Raw genomic sequence first — 15,403 nt, forward strand, 5'->3', positions numbered from 1 at the left:
GGGAGTACATGGAAGATTTAGCTGAAGGGCTATTTAAAAGTATATTGCGTATTATTAGCTTGTTTTTTCGGGGCTTGCTGTGGGTGCTGATCAACAGTTGGGATTTATGCTTTGAAAGGCCTGGCTGGTATATCGGCTGGCCAATTTGTCGTCTACTCAGCCTAGGGCGCTTACCAAAAGAAGCTTGGGGTGAGCCTGACAGGGCCAGTGATAAATGCCAGGCCTTGGTCGCGATTGTAGGCTTTATTGCCATATTTATTGTCGTTGTTGGCATTTCTTACTTACTTGGAGAATCGGCTCTTAACTAAATAATACTTTTGTTTCCCTTTTGGCCTGATCATAATTAGTCTTTTATATAATCCATAATAAGAACTAAGGCAGTGTATGGGCTCTCTCTATATCCAATATGAATACTGGTTTTCCGCTTTCCAATTAATTACCGCGATGGTCGGTATGGGGGCAACGCTAACCCCGAAAGATTTTAAAGAACTAATGTTGGAGCCTAAGGCCGTTAGCAGTGGTACAGCGATTCAAATTTTAGTTGTACCAGCGATTGCATGGCTATTTATTTCGGCTTTTGGTTTGGCTGGCGGTGTTGCCGTTGGTTTGGCTTTAATTGCCTCCGTTCCTGGCGGCTCAACCTCGAATATCTTTACGCATTTTGCTCGAGGAAATATTGCCCTATCCGTCGCGATAACCGCCGTGACGACTTTAGCCTGCTTATTTACCACTCCTTTCATTTTAGATTTACTCATTGCCAATTATATGCCGGTAGAGTTTGTGATGCCTAAGGCGCACATTATGAAAGAGATTGCGCTGACCTTGTTATTGCCATTGGCATTAGGGATGCTCTATCTGAAATTGTTTCCCTCCACTGCTGAGCAGTTTTCAAAATGGGCGATTCGAGCGTCGATGTTTGGTTTGCTTATGATTGTGGTTGGGGCATCGGCTTCTGGGCGTTTAGATTTACAGTTATTTGGTTACTTTAATGTATTTCTGATCGTATTCTTTATATTGGCAATGGGGGTGGTTAGCTGGCTGATCTCCTGGGGTTTGCTCAGGCTCTCCCATGCTGATGCAACGGCCGTTGATATGGAAGTGGTCGTGCGTAATATCAATCTTGGCCTAATGTTAAAAGCCTTACTGTTTCCAGCTGTGCTAGGGCAGGTTGACCCAGTCGGGGATATGGTATTGTTGGCGCTGTTGCTGTACGGTGGTTTGCAAATGTTTGTGGCCGCTGCTTTGATCGCACTGCGACGCTCCACAGCACCGGCAAGTCATTAACGATTTAAGGAGCCCTGTATGAAATATCTACTGGCACAGGCAAATATTGCTAAGTTTCGCTTACCTCAAGAGCACCCGGTGAATGCGGACTTTGTTAATAATCTGGATCGTGTAAATGCGATCGCCGAAGAGCAGCAAGGCTTTGTATGGCGCTTTACCGGTGATGGTAATGATGCGATGGATGTGCAAGCCTTTGACGACCCAAATATTGCCTTAAATATGTCGGTATGGACCGATGTAAAATCTCTGGTGAATTTTGTTTATCGCAATCAAGATCACCGAGATATCATGCGTCGACGTAAAGAGTGGTTCGATAAGATCGACTTTCATATGGTGCTCTGGTGGATAGAAGAGGGGCGCATGCCAACACCAGAGGAGGCTAAGATTCGATTAGAGTTGCTTAAGTGCAATGGCCCTAGCTATGCAGCCTTCACCTTTAAACAACCTTTTGCGCCACCGACAGGAGAATTGGTCGAGGCCTTTCAGGACCGCTGTGCTTGAAATTTTAAGAATTACTGTGTGGATTCAAAGGGCATGGCGGTAGTATATTCACTTTTAAAGCTTTGATATGGAAATTGTTAGTATGAAATGGTTAGTTGTGTTGTTGTGCTTGAGTTCGGTTTTATTACATGCTGAGGAGAATACAGGCGATACGGAAATCGATAAGTATGATGATTTGATGTTGGCTTTGGAGTTGGCGAAGATCATTCATAGTCCCCAAACCCATGAGGAAATGATCAAGCAGATTGTTGACGACACTATCAAGGGGGCGCCTCATATGGAGCCGTTTCGTAAAGTGTTTCAAGAGTTCTATAGCGAGTATGTCCACTATGACTTTGTGGTGGAGGATGTTGCGCTGATTTATTCTGAGTTATTCGATAAAGATGATTTGCTTGAGTTGAAAAAGTTTCATACCTCAGAAGTGGGGCAGAAGTTTAATAAAAATGCGTCAGCTATCCAAATGTCGATGCTGGAGGCAAATATGGAGCGTATGGCCAACAATATGCAGTATCTACAGCCAATGCTTGAAGAGGAGGCCGCTCGCCTCAAATCTTTGAGTGAGGCGAATTAAAATTGATGGTGGTAGTGATATAAGGCGCTAGCTTAAGCGCAATCAATAAGGGCAGCCAAAGCTGCCCTTATTGATTTGTAAGTTGGCAAATATTTTTTACAAGATAAAACGACTTAAGTCTTCATCCTGAGCTAGCTCGCCCAGCGCCTTGCTAACATAATTTGCATCAATGTTTACCGGGCCCTGGCTATCGCTGGCGTCAAAGGAAATTTCTTCCAATAAACGCTCTAGCACAGTGTGTAGGCGTCGGGCACCGATATTTTCAGTGCGCTCGTTTACATCAAATGCTGTTTCGGCAATTTTGCGAATACCGTCGTCAGTGAAGTTAAGCTCTAAACCTTCGGTGGCCAGTAGTGCCTTTTGCTGCTCGGTAAGAGAAGCATTTGGCTCTACCAAGATGCGCTCGAAGTCGGCAGCGCTCAATGCTTCAAGTTCTACGCGAATAGGCAGGCGGCCTTGCAGTTCTGGAATGAGATCAGAAGGCTTGGATAGGTGGAATGCGCCTGATGCAACAAACAAAATATGATCGGTTTTGATCATGCCGTGTTTGGTGCTAACGGTGCAGCCTTCAATTAATGGTAGCAAGTCACGTTGAACGCCTTCACGGGACACATCACCGCCAGAATTTTCTTGGCGCTTGGCAACCTTGTCGATTTCATCAATGAAAACGATACCATTTTGTTCGGCTGCGGCAATGGCTTTAGCTTTAACTTCTTCTTCGTTGATTAGTTTGGCGGCCTCTTCGTCTTGCAGTTGTTTTTGTGCCTGCTTAACGGTCAGCTTGGTCTTTTTGGTTTTTCCTGTATTCATTGAGGAAAACATATTTTGCAACTGACTGGTCATGTCTTCCATGCCAGGAGGTGCCATAATTTCTACGCCTACTGGGGTGGCGGAAAGTTCAAGCTCAATTTCCTTATCATCCAGCTCACCTTCGCGCAGCTTTTTGCGGAAGATTTGGCGGGTGCCAGTTTCCGCTTTTTCGCTCAGATCTTCGCCGCGTGCTGGCGGTAGAAGAGCATCCAGAATTCGATCTTCAGCGGCCTCGTAAGCGCGATGTTCAACTTTGGTTTTTTCCTGCTCGCGATACATCTTGATCGACATGTCGACTAGGTCGCGAACAATAGATTCAACATCGCGGCCGACATAGCCCACCTCGGTAAACTTGGTGGCCTCTACTTTAATAAATGGCGCGTTAGCGAGTTTGGCAAGGCGGCGGGCAATTTCGGTTTTACCCACGCCTGTTGGGCCAATCATCAAAATATTTTTAGGAGTGATTTCATTACGCAGCTCTTCGTCGAGTTGCATGCGACGCCAGCGATTACGTAAAGCGATAGCAACAGCGCGCTTGGCATCTTTTTGACCGATGATGTGTTTGTCCAGCTCGTGAACAATTTCTCTAGGTGTCATTTGGGACATGGTCTTACTCAGTATTCCAGTTCTTCAATGGTATGGTTCTGGTTGGTGTACACACAGATGTCACCAGCAATCTTTAAGCCTTGCTTAACGATGTCGATCGCTTCCATCTCGGTGTTGTCCAACAGTGCGCGGGCGGCAGATTGGGCAAAGGGACCGCCAGAGCCAATAGCGATTAGATCGTCTTCGGGCTGAATCACATCGCCATTACCGGTAATAATTAGAGAAGCTTCCTCATTGGCGACAGCCAGTAGAGCTTCAAGTTTGCGCAGGGCTCGGTCTGAGCGCCAGTCTTTGGCCAGCTCAACGGCGGCTCTTACTAGCTGCCCATTGTGGGCTTCTAGTTTGGCTTCAAAGCGCTCGAATAGCGTGAATGCATCGGCGGTACCACCGGCAAAGCCGGCGATAACCTTGCCGCCATGCAGGCGGCGAACCTTACGGGCATTGCCTTTCATCACGGTATTGCCCATTGATACTTGGCCGTCGCCGCCTATGACTACTTTGCCATTGCGACGAGCGGATAGAATAGTTGTGCCTCGATATTGTTCCACGGGACGTCCTTCTAAGGGGGTTGATTGCCAAAAAAATCTTGGCGATTACCCCTTTAAGTATGGGCAATATTGTGGCTTTTCAAGCGATAATGGGTTTGCGCTGTGCAAAGGAAGGTAAATTGTTACTGAGAGGGCTGCGTGATACTGAAATTAATAGCTCAGGCAGCTATAGTGACCGTTTATTTTCGTGCTTCGCGTTCGATGACTAAGGTTTCTATGCCTTGGCTTATCAGTTTGCCGCGGGTATTGGCCAACTTTGATTTGCTCGCGTATGGGCCGACCAAAACGCGGTGCCAGATGCTGCCATTACGCACCTTAACCTCTTCAACTTGGCTGTCGAATCCCGATAGTGCCAGCTTGGCATGTAGGCGATCAGCATCTTTAGCACTGCGAAATGAGCCAACCTGCAGCAAAAATTCCATATCTTTCTGCTGACGCAAGCCGCCGCCGTCGTAGGCATCCGGCGATTTTTCAACAACAACTTCAGATTCTTTTAATAGCTCGTAAAAGTCAAAACGCGGCTGGGGGATGCTTTTTTCTTCGGCAGCGGGCTGTTTGTTACTCGCTTGCTTAGCTGTCTCGGCCTGGGGGGCGGGGATCACGCCGCTTAAGAATATTAAAAAGGTGGCAAGGCTACCTAGCAGGCCGCCGCAAAGGAACCATAACCAGCCGCTAGCGCTGCGGCTTTGTGCTTTTTTGCTGCTACTGCGGCGCTTATTACCGCTCGCTGTGCTGCGAGAGCTGCTACGAGAATTGCTGCGGCTGCTTGTGCTGCGTTTTTTCTTGGCGAAATCTTGGCTCATGGGGTCCTTGAACTGCTTACTAACTACCTAGCAACCCGTTTTGCGGCGGGCTGCGAAAACCCGACATTCTACATCATGTCTAGGGGATCGACATCAAGGGAGCAGCGAATGTGGCTCGGTATCTTACTCTGATCCAGGTATTGACCGACTAAGCTCAGTATCTGCTGCATATGGCGCCGGCTCTCGCAGTTAAATTGCAGTTGGTATCGATACATTTGCTTGCGTTTTTCCATCGGGGCTGCAAATGGCCCCAGGTAGATTCGTTCAGGGCTTGGTGGGGCATATTGTTCAAGCCATTGGCGCATATTCTGTAAAAATGACTCAGCTTGCATGCCGTCACGGGCATCACAATGCAGCAGGGCTAAGTGCCTATAGGGCGGCATATAGGCAAGTTGTCGTTCTCGCAGTATTTGTCGTGCAAACAGGTGGTAACCTTTGTGCAAAAGCGTTTCTAGCAGGGGGTGGTCTTTGTTATGGCTTTGGATGATAACTTTTCCGGGCTTTTCGGCCCGCCCAGCTCGACCGGCCACTTGGGTAATCAGCTGGCCCATTCTTTCCGGACCTCGAAAGTCGCCGCTGAATAATCCGCCATCGGCATCCACAATAACGACCAAGGTGACATTAGGAAAATGGTGGCCTTTGGCTAACATTTGGGTGCCCAATAGGATACATGGTTGGCCTTGATCGACTTCGTGCAATAGCTCGTGCATCGCCTGTTTCTTGCGAGTGCTGTCACGGTCGATGCGAATGATCTGGGTATCTGGGAAGTGCTCTTGCAGGGTTTCCTCGCTGCGCTGAGTGCCATAACCCTGGCTAATTAATTCTCTACTAAAACAATCCGGGCATTGTTGAGGCTGCGCCATGCTGGCTTCGCAATGGTGGCAGCGCATTTGATGCTGCGCTTTGTGCAGGGTCATTCTTGCGCTGCAATGACGGCACTCGGCAACCCAACCACAGTTGTGGCAGATCAGGCTAGGCGCAAATCCCCGTCGATTTAAGAATACTAAAACCTGATTACCGGCTGCGAGGGTGTTTGCGATGGCATCTAGGCTGTTTTGGCTAAGGCCGCCAATCAAGGTCTTTTGCTTGATGTCTTCAACGATAATTGCTGGTGGTTTAGCGGCGCCTGCTCGTCGGGTAAGGCGCAAATGCTCGTAGCGACCTTGTATGGCATTGTGCAGGGTTTCTAGGCTGGGTGTTGCTGTGCCTAAGATAATTGGAATATTCGCTTTTTTCGCTCTAAATATCGCAAGGTCTCTACCCGAGTAGCGCACACCGTCTTGTTGCTTGAAGGACAGGTCATGTTCTTCATCAATGATGATAATTCCTGGTCGGTATAGCGGTGTAAATATCGCTGAGCGGGTGCCAATAACAATTCCGGCTTGACCGGTTTTAGCCATGCCCCAAGCTTGCAGGCGCTCTTTATCATTAAGCCCAGAATGTATCGCTACAATGGGGCATTTAAAGCGGTTTTGAAAGCGTCCGAGGGTTTGCGGCGTGAGTCCAATTTCAGGAATTAAAACTAAGGCTTGGCGGCCTTCGCGTAGTACTTCGGCAATGGCTTGTAAATAAACTTCGGTTTTGCCGCTGCCTGTGGTGCCTTCGAGCAAATAACAGGAAAATTGTTGATAGCGCAGCTGCTCTAGTGCGGCCTCTTGTTCTTCGTTCAGTGGCAGGGGGGCTTGTTTTTGATGTTCACTAGCTACTATCGTGGGCAGCTGCTCGCTATGCCAGTTAATTAAGCCTTTATCCAGCATGGCTTTGACCACTGCGTTGCTGATACATAGTCTCTTTAAGTCGGTTTTATCAAGCCTCCCTTCTTCCTGAAGGGCGCTAAGTAAAGCAGCTTGCTTACGAGCTTTGCTGAGCCCTCCTGGTGGAAGGCCAAGCCCTTCTTGGCTGAGTTGTAGGTACTCGTTTTGGGGCAGGCTTAGCGCCTCACCTTGGCGTAGGAGCTTTGGTAGTGCCGTACTATAGGCCTCTCCGATCGGGCATTGATAATAGCTACTACAGAAATCCAGTAGCTGGCGGATTTCTTCAGGTACTAAGCTATCCTGGTCTAATGCTGCTCCAGCGGCTTTGAGTTTGGCAATACTTTGCTTGGTGTCGCGGCTTTGTTCTAGTACAACACCGGTAAGCTCTCTATGGCCAAAGGGTACTTTGACTCTTGAGCCTATTGGGTAGTCTCTGCCGGGCTCGCCGATGTAGTCGAAGAGTCGGCGCAGTGGTACCGGTAAGGCAACTCGGATAATACTGTATTGATGGTTCTGATCCGGCATAGCGTTGATATAGGGCGCCTGTAAGTAATCGCCAGAGCACCACTGGCATTGTGTTTAGGTGCCTTATGAGTTTACCGTGGCATTATAAGGAGCTGAGGCCCTTTTGTTCCAATCTGAATAGGCATTGCGCTAAGACTTCGTGGATATTGGTCTAAAGCTGCATTTTTGCTTGCGTTCTGGTCTTGTTCTGTTAGTATGCGCCGTCTATTTTTTGGCCGCTGCGAGTGGCCTAAAAGCGCTTTATAGGGTTTCCGTGCTTGGCAATGACTGGGTGGCGGAAACAAGATTAATTAATGAGGCACACTATGAAAGCTGATATCCATCCGAATTACGGTGAGATTACCGCTACTTGTTCTTGCGGTAACACCATCAAGACTGGCTCTACTTTGGGCAAAGACCTACACTTGGACGTATGTTCAGAGTGTCACCCTTTCTACACTGGTAAGCAGAAAGTTGTTGATACCGGTGGTCGTATCGATCGCTTTAAGAAGCGTTTCGGTAGCCGCATCAAGAAGTAATTCTTGTAAGCAGCCGACAGCAAATTTATTTGCTGCAAGAAAAACCCTTTGTGAAATTCACAAAGGGTTTTTTTATGCCTTGAAAAACGTTTTCTTGTTTTATCTTATGAGTTTGATGCCCTGCTTTAGGGGTGAGAAATGCCTGCTCTCTTATCTGTAAGCTAATGTTTTTTCAGTTATTTTGCGCTTGTCTATTTATCTTCCTGACTAATATTGATTATTGCTCGTTCAAATAATGCGGCATTTAGGCCAATTTAACCTAGCTATAGGGCTATTTAATGTAATCAATGGTCGCTAACACCGCGATTGTGGTTACAATTGTTATTGATGGCTTTATATGCTGGGAGTATGCTTCCTAGACCTGTCTGAAAAGCCGTCAGAGCTTCGCGGGAAATAATTACAATATTCAGCAATAGTGAACAGGTGTCATAGTGCACTTGCCTGTCGCTTTGCAAACACAAACATAGCAATAGTGGTTGGGACCATGTCAAACGATTTGAAAAAAGCGGCGCTGGATTATCACGCCTTCCCCCGTCCCGGAAAGCTCAGTATCGAATTGAGTACTTCGGCGGAAACCCAAGAAGATCTTTCATTGGCTTATAGCCCAGGTGTGGCTGAGCCAGTTCGCGAAATTGCCAAAGATGCGGAAAACGCTTTTAAGTACACCTTAAAAGGTAATTTGGTCGCGGTGATCACCGATGGTAGCGCCATTTTAGGTTTGGGTAATTTAGGCCCCTTGGCGAGCAAGCCTGTAATGGAAGGCAAGAGCCTGCTGTTTAAGCGCTTTGCTGGAATTGATTCGGTAGATGTTGAAGTCGATGCGGAATCTCCAGAAGCCTTTATTGATACCGTTGAGAGAATCGCCAATACCTATGGCGGTATTAATCTGGAAGACATCAAGGCACCAGAATGCTTTGTGATTGAGAAAACCTTGATCGAGCGATGTCAGGTACCTATTTTTCATGATGACCAGCACGGTACAGCGATTGTTACTGTTGCCGGTATGATGAATGCTTTAGAGATTCAAGGTAAAACGATTTCTGAAGCCAAAATTGTTTGCTTGGGTGCTGGTGCTGCGGCACAAGCCTGTTGCAAGTTGATGATTAGTGCAGGTGCCGTGCCTGAAAATATCACCATGCTGGACAGTAAAGGTGTTATTTACGCAGGCCGTGATCACCTAAATGAATACAAAGAAGTTTTTGCTCATGAAACTGATGCTAGAACTTTAGATGACGCGATCAAAGGTGCGGATGCATTTTTGGGGGTGTCCGGCCCTAACTTGCTATCAGCAGATCAGTTGAAATCAATGGCAGATAATCCAGTGGTTTTTGCTTGCTCTAACCCAGACCCAGAAATTGATCCGAAGCTAGCGAATGCTGCGCGTGACGATTTGATCATGGCGACAGGTCGCTCGGACTATCCGAACCAGGTAAACAATGTTTTGTGTTTCCCATTCTTGTTCCGTGGCACTCTCGATGTGCGCGCCAAGGCGATTAATGAGGAGATGAAACTTGCTGCGGTTGAGGCTATTCGTGAATTGGCGAAGCAATCTGTGCCAGAGGAAGTGTCTGCCGCTTATGGTGGCGCGGATTTAAGCTTTGGCCGAGAGTATATTTTGCCTAAGCCAACCGATGAGCGCTTGTTGGGCGCGGTAGCTGCTGCAGTTGCCCAAGCTGCGGTTGATACAGGGGTGGCTCGCTTGCCTTACCCTGCGCATTACCCGCTTAGATCAATGGCTGATATTAAGTAAGTTTACGCTTTGCTAGCCGCTTTTTGTGGCTACTTTTAATTGGCTGTTCTAAAAGTAAAACGCCCCATTAGATAAGCATTGCTTACCCAATGGGGCGTTTTTATTTTTGCTGTCTATTAAAACAATTCTTCCGGTAGCGCCTCATCACTGTCGTTATTGCCAATGCTCTCTTGGCGCAAAAGTTCTGGAGCGTTTTCTGTCCTAAAGCTTTCGTATATTGCGCCAATGGTATTGATGTTGGCGCGCTCACCTGTTTTGGGGTCGATACGTACGGTGATGATTCCTTCCGGCTGTGGGCGCTTACTCTCCGGTACATCTTTTAGGGCGGTGCGCATGTAATCAATCCAAATGGGCAGCGCGGCCGAGCCGCCATATTCGCGGCGACCTAACATCAGGTTTTGATCGAAGCCGAGCCAAGTTGTTACTGCTAATTCGCTGTTGTAGCCAGAGAACCAGGCATCGCGAGGGCCGTTTGTAGTTCCTGTTTTACCGGCTAGGTCGTTACGCCCCAGGGTCTTAGCTGCCGTGCCGGTGCCTTTGCGAATAACATCTTGCAGCATTGAGTTTATTAGATAGGCAACCTGAGGGCTGAGTACTCTTTCGGCTGGATTGGCTGGCGCTACAAATGCAGGCTCGGTATTGGTTTTGGCGCTGTCTTCTGTAGCGGGTCTATCTTCTCCGAGAGCGGCCAGTTCAGAGGCAAGCTCAGCGGCAAGTTCAGCATCCAGCAGGTTGTTGTTTGTGGCTGCTGGGTTGGTTTCGTTTTGATCGGTGGTTTCGTCTTTAGCCTTAGCTTGTTCGCTGTCCTGGGCTGCTAAAGTTTCGCCATCAATGTCCGTTTCTGATTGAGCAAGTTCTAGGTCGCTCTCGATCAGGGCCATTTGTTCACATCGAGGGCAGGCTGTCGCAGGGTTGGCTTGGTAAATAACTTCGTCATTCACATCAACCATGCTGCTCAATAGGTAGGGTTCAACCTTGAAACCGCCATTGGCAAATACCGCATAACCGGTAGCAATCTCTAATGGGGTAAGCGCATAACTGCCTAGAGCTAATGAAAGGTCTTTCGGTAATAGTGCCGGCTCAAAACCAAATCGGTCCATACCTTTGATGGCATTACGTATGCCGATGTTGCGCAGGACTCGAATTGAAACCAAGTTGCGAGAGCGATAAAGCGCTTGTCGTAATCGGGTCGGGCCGTAGAATTTTCCACCATCATTTTCGGGGCGCCAGGTACTTTCAAGGTTGGCATCCTCAAACACGATAGGTGCGTCGTTAATAATGCTGGCGGGTGTCATGCCATGCTCTAGTGCTGTGGTATACACAAATGGCTTGAAGTTTGAGCCAGGCTGACGCTTGGCTTGGGTGACGCGATTAAAATGGCTTTGGGCAAAGTCAAAGCCGCCAACCATGGAAATGATTGCGCCATCCTTGGGGTTCAGGGCAATAAGTGCGGCTTGGGCTTTTGGCACCTGGCTAAAGCGCCAGCTGCCTTCGGCTTCTGGGCGCAGGCGAACAACATCGCCGACGTTGACAATGTCTGAGGCAAGCTTTGGTCTGGGGCCGCGAGCATTCTCTGTTTTGAAGGCTCTGGCTTGGCGCAGCCCTTGCTCCCATTCAATATCTACAATATCACCGGTCGCTAGCAATGCTCTAATCTGTTGTTCGAATACTTGCACCACGACGGCGGGCTCCAGGCCTCCATAGCGACTTAGGTTTTCAAGGGCTCCCTGCCAAGCGGCTAAATCTAGGTTGTTGAAGTCTGTAATGTCAGTGACACTTGGATCGATAAAGCTGGCTGGCCAGTGTTGCTCTGGTCCGCGAAAGCCCTTGCGTTGGTCGTAGGCAATTAGGCCCTCTATCACGGCGTTTTGAGCTTGTTCTTGCAGCTTGCTGTTGATGGTTGTGTAAACCTTGAGGCCGTCAGTGTAGGCGCCATTGCCATAGATATCGATCGCTTGGCGGCGGGCCATCTCGGCGACATACGGGGCATGATAATCAACCTTGATACCGTGCACGCTGGCGGTTACGGGCTCATTGATGGTGGCGTCATAGAGATTTTGGTCGATATAGCCCAATGAGAGCATGCGGCCAAGGATCCAATTGCGGCGAATCAGTGCTCTATCTGGATTGGCAATTGGGTTAAATGTGGATGGTGCTTTAGGTAATCCTGCAATCATTGCTAATTGAGCTAAACTTAATTCACTCAAGGGTTTACCATAGTAAACTTCAGCCGCTGCATTAATACCGTAGGCGCGGTTGCCTAAAAAGATAACATTGACGTAAAGCTCTAGAATTTCTTCTTTGCTGAGCTCGCGCTCAATTTGCAGGGCCAGCAAGATTTCATTGAATTTGCGGGCAAAGGTTTGTTGGCGAGTCAGGAAGAAGTTGCGGGCAACCTGCATGGTAATGGTGCTGCCGCCCGATTGAATGTGGCCAGAGCTGACGATTTGCGAGGCCGCGCGTAGTAATCCGCGAATGGAGACGCCATTGTGGGAATAAAATTGGTCGTCCTCGGCGGCTAGCAGGGCTTTGGTATAGAGATCCGGTATATCAGGGTGTCGAATGGGGGTGCGGCGCTTTTCGCCAAATTCGCCGATTAGTAAACCATCACTGGAATAAACTCTCAGTGGTGTTTGTAGTTTTACGTGCCGAAGACTCTCAACTGAGGGTAATTTCGGGCTTAAATACAGGTAAAACGCGGCTAGTCCTGCAATAATGGCACCGCTGCCACATACGGCTAGCCAGAAGGTAAGGCGGAAGAGAGAATTTCGCATGTATTTAGTTCTTAAACGGTAATAGTCGGCAATTTGCCAAGAAAGGGGCATTATAAGTGCTTTTTAAGCCATTACCTATGACAAAGGTTGTTGCAGCACACAGTTCAAGTGCTATAACATGATTATCTCATAAGTCACGGATATTGATTGAAAAAATGGGCATTCTGGGATTCTTGGAGTCCAAGGCCAAGCCACTCATTGGTCTGGATATAAGCTCCACCGCTGTGAAATTGCTGGAATTTAGCCGGCAAGGGGACAGTTATCGCGTGGAAAGCTACGCCGTGAAAGCCTTGCCGCCTGGCTCGGTGGTGGAAAAAAACATCAATGATCCTGATGGGGTTGCCGATGCGGTTAGAGCTGTGGTGCAGCAATCCAAGAGCAAAGAAAAGCTCGCCGCAGTCGCGGTTGCTGGATCTGCGGTAATCACCAAGGTAATCGAAATGCCGTCAGGCCTTTCGGAGGACGCTTTAGAGACTCAGATTTCTCTAGAAGCTGATCAATATATTCCCTACCCGTTAGAAGAAGTGTCCATCGACTTTGAAGTGCAAGGGGTGTCCAAGAACAACCCAGAGCAGATGGAAGTTTTGCTGGCGGCTTGTCGGCGCGAGAATGTTGACCTGCGTGTCGATGTGTTAGAAAAGGCAGATTTAACCGCCAAGGTGGTCGATGTTGAAGCCTACACCATGGAGCGCGCCTTCTCTTTGATCGCCGAGCAGCTTGAGCACCAGGACGGTCAGGTTGTGGCAATGGTCGATATCGGCGCCACCATGACGACTCTCAGTGTGCTGGTGGATGGTAAAACCGTTTATACCCGTGAGCAGTTATTTGGCGGTAAGCAACAAACCGAAGAAATTCAACGCCGCTATGGTTTATCCGCAGAAGAAGCGGGCCTTGCTAAAAAGCAGGGTGGCTTGCCGGATGACTATGAATCTGAAGTACTAGAACCATTTAAAGATGCCGTGGTTCAACAGGTAACTCGCTCATTGCAGTTCTTCTTCTCTTCAAGCCAATATAACGATGTCGATCTGATTGTTCTAGCTGGCGGTGTTGCTGCGCTTGAAGGCTTAGGTGATTTAATCGAAGAGAAAATTGGCACCATGACCATGGTGGCAAACCCATTTGCCAATATGTCGGTATCGCCGCGAGTGAATGCGACGGCCCTAGCCAATGATGCGCCTGCGTTGATGATTGCCGCGGGCTTGGCGATGAGGGAGTACGAGTAATGGCTAATATTAACTTACTACCTTGGCGCGACGAATATCGAGCGCGGCGCAAGCAAGAGTATTTGACTATTTTAACTGGGGTGATAGTCATTGCCGCAGCTTTAGCTTATCTGTGGGTTTCTTCAGTGCAGGCAGACATTGATGCGCAGAACCAGCGTAATAAAATGCTGAATGACGAGATTGCTATCTTGCAAAGCAAGGTGTCCGAGATCAAAGAGCTTAAAAAGCGTCGCTCTGAACTGCTGGAACGTATGCGAGTCATTCAAGAGTTGCAGGGGCTGCGTCCAGTAATTGTGCGGGCTTTTGATGAGTTTGTTCGCATGGTGCCGGATGGTATTTACATCATCAGCATGAAACGCAATGGCAATACCATCAGTATGGAAGGTGTAACCGAATCAAATAACCGAGTGTCCACCTTCATGAGAAATCTTGAGAGTTCAGCTTGGTTTCAGGATCCTAACTTAAACTCAGTAACCGCTAAGCCCGATCTCGGTGAGCAAGCTAGTGAGTTCAGTATGACTGTCAAAGCGGCTATTCCAAAGAAAGATGAATCGGAGGGCGGTAAGTAATGTCTGGCATGTCCGATTTTATGGAGCAATTGCAAAGCTTTGATCTTGCAGAGCTCGATTTTGAAAGAATAGGTGTTTGGCCACTTGTTGGTCGTATCCTTGTCGCATTAATTGCTATCTCGATTGTTTTTGGCGTTACCTATTATGTCTTTATAAGTGATTTGAAGATTAGTCTCGAAAATCAAATTTCTGAAGAGGCTAACCTTAAGGCGAACTTTGAGCGTAAAGCCTTTGAGTCAGCAAACTTGGTGGCTTATCGCAAACAGATGCAGGAAATGGAAGACTCATTCGGTGCTTTACTTAAGCAGTTGCCAAGCGATACTGAGGTTCCCGGCTTACTAGAAGATATTGATGAAAAAGGCAGCGAGAGCGGTTTAACTATCTCTAGTATTGAACTGCAAAAAGAAAAGTCCGAAGAATTTTATGTTGAGTTACCAATATCGATAACCGTAAGTGGCGGCTATCATGATCTTGGTGGTTTTGTGAGTGGGGTAGCAGGCATGCCTCGTATTGTTACTCTGCATAATTATGACATTAGCAGCGGTGAGCGCGGCGAGCTAACAATGAACATTATTGCCAAAACCTACCGCTATAAGAGTCAGGACGATTAAGCATGGTGCGATATACAGTTTTAATCATGGCTTTATTCGCTTTTGGGGGCTGTTCTTTTGAAGGGCAGCACCAAGATTTGCGCGATTATATTGAAGAGACTAAGCGGCGTCCGCGTGGTCGTATCGAGCCGTTACCGGAGTTTCGCCCTTATAAAGCCTTTAGCTATGCTGCCATTAAATTGCGCAGCCCTTTTGAGCGTTTAAAGGAAGAGCAGCAGCAGGAGTTTGTAGGCAACTCAGTGGGTGTTGAGCCTGATTTTAATCGAGAAAAAGAATTTCTTGAGGGTTTCGCTTTAATGGCTCTTAAGATGGTTGGTACCATTGAAAAAGATAATGTTTTATGGGCATTGGTTTCCGATGGTGAAGGCGGGGTTTATCGCGTTTCCACTGGCAACTATGTCGGTAAAAACCATGGTCGTGTAATTAATACCAGTCATGGGCAATTAGATATTGTGGAAATTATTCCAGATAACTTGGGTGGCTGGGTAGAGCGCCCCCGAGTTCTCAAACTAGAGGAAGAATAAGGAATTGATTATGTTTTCGCTGCTTAGATCCA

The 15,403-nt window shown here is 47.8% G+C and carries 15 protein-coding genes; 10 read left to right on the forward strand and 5 right to left on the reverse strand.

Annotated features, from left to right (window positions below):
• Window positions 1-8 precede the first annotated feature (8 nt).
• The 4 genes from Q1A41_RS15475 to Q1A41_RS15490 all read left to right on the forward strand — a co-directional run bounded on the left by Q1A41_RS15475 (window position 9) and on the right by Q1A41_RS15490 (window position 2,356).
• Complete coding sequence (locus tag Q1A41_RS15475; protein WP_299980828.1) at window positions 9-308, forward strand: hypothetical protein; 300 nt, start codon at window positions 9-11, stop codon at window positions 306-308.
• Between the two features lie 76 nt (window positions 309-384).
• A complete protein-coding gene (locus Q1A41_RS15480) occupies window positions 385-1,284 on the forward strand; it encodes a bile acid:sodium symporter (protein WP_299980830.1) in 900 nt (299 codons plus the stop codon).
• Window positions 1,285-1,302: 18 nt separating this feature from the next.
• Window positions 1,303-1,785, forward strand: coding sequence for a DUF3291 domain-containing protein (locus Q1A41_RS15485; RefSeq protein WP_299980832.1), 483 nt, complete (start codon window positions 1,303-1,305; stop codon window positions 1,783-1,785).
• 82 nt (window positions 1,786-1,867) lie between these two features.
• A complete protein-coding gene (locus Q1A41_RS15490) occupies window positions 1,868-2,356 on the forward strand; it encodes a DUF2059 domain-containing protein (protein ID WP_299980834.1) in 489 nt (162 codons plus the stop codon).
• A gap of 96 nt (window positions 2,357-2,452) precedes the next feature.
• Here the strand turns inward: Q1A41_RS15490 and hslU are convergent, their stop codons facing one another.
• From hslU to Q1A41_RS15510, 4 genes are all read right to left on the reverse strand, one after another.
• Window positions 2,453-3,772, reverse strand: coding sequence for an ATP-dependent protease ATPase subunit HslU (hslU, locus tag Q1A41_RS15495; protein ID WP_299980836.1), 1,320 nt, complete (start codon window positions 3,770-3,772; stop codon window positions 2,453-2,455).
• Window positions 3,773-3,780: 8 nt separating this feature from the next.
• Window positions 3,781-4,320 (reverse strand): ATP-dependent protease subunit HslV, encoded by a 540-nt coding sequence (gene hslV / locus Q1A41_RS15500; protein ID WP_299775005.1) that lies wholly within the window; start codon window positions 4,318-4,320, stop codon window positions 3,781-3,783.
• Window positions 4,321-4,499: 179 nt separating this feature from the next.
• A complete protein-coding gene (locus Q1A41_RS15505) occupies window positions 4,500-5,123 on the reverse strand; it encodes an SPOR domain-containing protein (protein WP_299980838.1) in 624 nt (207 codons plus the stop codon).
• Window positions 5,124-5,191: 68 nt separating this feature from the next.
• Window positions 5,192-7,402, reverse strand: coding sequence for a primosomal protein N' (locus Q1A41_RS15510; protein ID WP_299980840.1), 2,211 nt, complete (start codon window positions 7,400-7,402; stop codon window positions 5,192-5,194).
• A 305-nt stretch (window positions 7,403-7,707) separates the two neighbouring features.
• Between Q1A41_RS15510 and rpmE the strand changes: the two genes are divergently transcribed.
• Window positions 7,708-7,920 (forward strand): 50S ribosomal protein L31, encoded by a 213-nt coding sequence (gene rpmE, locus Q1A41_RS15515; protein ID WP_166853099.1) that lies wholly within the window; start codon window positions 7,708-7,710, stop codon window positions 7,918-7,920.
• 484 nt (window positions 7,921-8,404) lie between these two features.
• Window positions 8,405-9,670, forward strand: coding sequence for a malic enzyme-like NAD(P)-binding protein (locus Q1A41_RS15520; RefSeq protein WP_299980841.1), 1,266 nt, complete (start codon window positions 8,405-8,407; stop codon window positions 9,668-9,670).
• Window positions 9,671-9,786: 116 nt separating this feature from the next.
• Here Q1A41_RS15520 and Q1A41_RS15525 read toward each other — a convergent pair whose 3' ends face one another.
• Window positions 9,787-12,444 (reverse strand): penicillin-binding protein 1A, encoded by a 2,658-nt coding sequence (locus tag Q1A41_RS15525; protein WP_299980843.1) that lies wholly within the window; start codon window positions 12,442-12,444, stop codon window positions 9,787-9,789.
• A 155-nt stretch (window positions 12,445-12,599) separates the two neighbouring features.
• Between Q1A41_RS15525 and Q1A41_RS15530 the strand changes: the two genes are divergently transcribed.
• From Q1A41_RS15530 to Q1A41_RS15545, 4 genes are read left to right on the forward strand one after another with little or no spacing between them, the layout of a single operon-like run.
• Window positions 12,600-13,667 (forward strand): pilus assembly protein PilM, encoded by a 1,068-nt coding sequence (locus tag Q1A41_RS15530; RefSeq protein ID WP_299980845.1) that lies wholly within the window; start codon window positions 12,600-12,602, stop codon window positions 13,665-13,667.
• Window positions 13,667-14,236: a PilN domain-containing protein gene (locus Q1A41_RS15535; RefSeq protein WP_299980847.1), complete on the forward strand. Its 570-nt coding sequence runs from the start codon at window positions 13,667-13,669 to the stop codon at window positions 14,234-14,236. The genes Q1A41_RS15530 and Q1A41_RS15535 overlap by 1 nt, the downstream gene beginning before the upstream one ends.
• On the forward strand, window positions 14,236-14,847 hold the full coding sequence (pilO, locus tag Q1A41_RS15540) for a type 4a pilus biogenesis protein PilO (RefSeq protein ID WP_299980849.1): 612 nt from the start codon (window positions 14,236-14,238) through the stop codon (window positions 14,845-14,847). Before Q1A41_RS15535 ends, pilO begins: the two co-directional genes overlap by 1 nt.
• A gap of 2 nt (window positions 14,848-14,849) precedes the next feature.
• Window positions 14,850-15,371 (forward strand): pilus assembly protein PilP, encoded by a 522-nt coding sequence (locus Q1A41_RS15545; protein ID WP_299980851.1) that lies wholly within the window; start codon window positions 14,850-14,852, stop codon window positions 15,369-15,371.
• Window positions 15,372-15,403 lie beyond the last annotated feature (32 nt).

It is taken from the genome of uncultured Pseudoteredinibacter sp. (assembly GCF_947502065.1).
Lineage (GTDB): Bacteria > Pseudomonadota > Gammaproteobacteria > Pseudomonadales > Cellvibrionaceae > Pseudoteredinibacter.

What these genes read in the sequence shown, in the direction of transcription:
- Q1A41_RS15475 (WP_299980828.1), top strand. Translation starts at nt 9, where the DNA reads ATGGAAGATTTAGCTGAAGGGCTATTTAAAAGTATATTGCGTATTATT.
- Q1A41_RS15520 (WP_299980841.1), top strand. Translation starts at nt 8,405, where the DNA reads ATGTCAAACGATTTGAAAAAAGCGGCGCTGGATTATCACGCCTTCCCC.
- Q1A41_RS15535 (WP_299980847.1), top strand. Translation starts at nt 13,667, where the DNA reads ATGGCTAATATTAACTTACTACCTTGGCGCGACGAATATCGAGCGCGG.
- Q1A41_RS15530 (WP_299980845.1), top strand. Translation starts at nt 12,600, where the DNA reads ATGGGCATTCTGGGATTCTTGGAGTCCAAGGCCAAGCCACTCATTGGT.
- Q1A41_RS15490 (WP_299980834.1), top strand. Translation starts at nt 1,868, where the DNA reads ATGAAATGGTTAGTTGTGTTGTTGTGCTTGAGTTCGGTTTTATTACAT.
- pilO (WP_299980849.1), top strand. Translation starts at nt 14,236, where the DNA reads ATGTCTGGCATGTCCGATTTTATGGAGCAATTGCAAAGCTTTGATCTT.
- Q1A41_RS15510 (WP_299980840.1), bottom strand. Translation starts at nt 7,402, where the DNA reads ATGCCGGATCAGAACCATCAATACAGTATTATCCGAGTTGCCTTACCG.
- Q1A41_RS15505 (WP_299980838.1), bottom strand. Translation starts at nt 5,123, where the DNA reads ATGAGCCAAGATTTCGCCAAGAAAAAACGCAGCACAAGCAGCCGCAGC.
- Q1A41_RS15480 (WP_299980830.1), top strand. Translation starts at nt 385, where the DNA reads ATGGGCTCTCTCTATATCCAATATGAATACTGGTTTTCCGCTTTCCAA.
- Q1A41_RS15545 (WP_299980851.1), top strand. Translation starts at nt 14,850, where the DNA reads ATGGTGCGATATACAGTTTTAATCATGGCTTTATTCGCTTTTGGGGGC.
- Q1A41_RS15525 (WP_299980843.1), bottom strand. Translation starts at nt 12,444, where the DNA reads ATGCGAAATTCTCTCTTCCGCCTTACCTTCTGGCTAGCCGTATGTGGC.
- rpmE (WP_166853099.1), top strand. Translation starts at nt 7,708, where the DNA reads ATGAAAGCTGATATCCATCCGAATTACGGTGAGATTACCGCTACTTGT.
- hslU (WP_299980836.1), bottom strand. Translation starts at nt 3,772, where the DNA reads ATGTCCCAAATGACACCTAGAGAAATTGTTCACGAGCTGGACAAACAC.
- Q1A41_RS15485 (WP_299980832.1), top strand. Translation starts at nt 1,303, where the DNA reads ATGAAATATCTACTGGCACAGGCAAATATTGCTAAGTTTCGCTTACCT.